General features: G+C 71.9%; 1 pseudogene. It reads right to left on the bottom strand.

Annotated features, from left to right (window positions below):
• Nucleotides 1-111: 111 nt before the first annotated feature.
• A pseudogene (locus tag ABZU32_RS40965) lies at nucleotides 112-1,109 on the bottom strand (polyketide synthase); the annotation flags it as partial.

Here is a 1,109-nt window from a genome sequence, read left to right as displayed (position 1 = left end):
TCCACCGCCCGCCAACCCACCGGTCGTCGGCTCACCGGACCCCGACCTCCCGGCCGTCGACCCCGCGGCCGTCAACCCGCCGACCGTCAACGCCGAGGCCGTTGGTTCGCCTGCGAGGGTCCGCAGCGCGGCGAGCAGACCTTCTCGGTCGGCCGCCGGCAGCACCGCTCGGTACTCCAGGGCTGCTCGGCGGGTCAGGGCGGCCGCCACCTCCACCGGACCAGCCGCCTCATGCCCGACGACGAACTCCGCCAGCCGAGCGGCCTGCGCCCGCAACGCCGCCTCGCTCTTGGCCGACACCACCACCGGCACCGGCAACGCCACAGGCACCGACAGCCCGGCCGTGCCTTCCGTTCCATCCGAAACGGGCGATCCCGCCTCGGCCTGCTCCCTATCCGGCGACCCCTCACTGGCCGGCGCTTCCTCACCAGCGGGTGCGGTCGAACCGGCGCCGATGGCCGACGGTTCCTCAACGGGCGGCTCTTCCAGGATCACGTGCGCGTTGGTGCCGGAGATGCCGAACGACGACACCCCCGCCCGGCGCGGCCGATCCGCAGCGCGTGGCCAGGGCTGGGGCCGGGTCAGTAGCTCCACCGCCCCGCCCGACCAGTCCACCTTCGACGAGGGCGCGTCCACGTGCAACGTCTTGGGCAACAACCCGTGCCGCATCGCCAGGATCATCTTGATCACACCGGCCACCCCGGCCGCCGCCTGGGTATGCCCCAGATTGGACTTCACCGACCCCAGCCACAACGGCGACCGCCGACCCTGACCATAAGCCGCCAGCAACGCTTGGGCTTCGATCGGATCACCCAACGCCGTCCCCGTACCATGCGCCTCCACCACATCCACATCACCGGGCACCAAGCCGGCAGCCCCCAACGCCTGAGCGATCACCCGCTCCTGGGAGGGACCGTTGGGGGCGGTCAACCCGTTGGAGGCGCCATCCTGGTTCACCGCCGAGCCACGCAACACCGCCAGCACCCGATGCCCACGACGGCGCGCCTCAGACAGCCGCTCCACCACCAGCACACCGACACCCTCGCCCCAACCCACCCCATCAGCCGCCTCGGCGAACGACTTACACCGCCCATCAGCGGCCAACCCCC

Origin of the sequence: Sphaerisporangium sp. NPDC005288 (assembly GCF_040607475.1) — a bacterium.
Taxonomy (GTDB): domain Bacteria; phylum Actinomycetota; class Actinomycetes; order Streptosporangiales; family Streptosporangiaceae; genus Sphaerisporangium; species Sphaerisporangium rhizosphaerae.
This window is presented reverse-complemented; position numbering and strand designations above follow the sequence as displayed.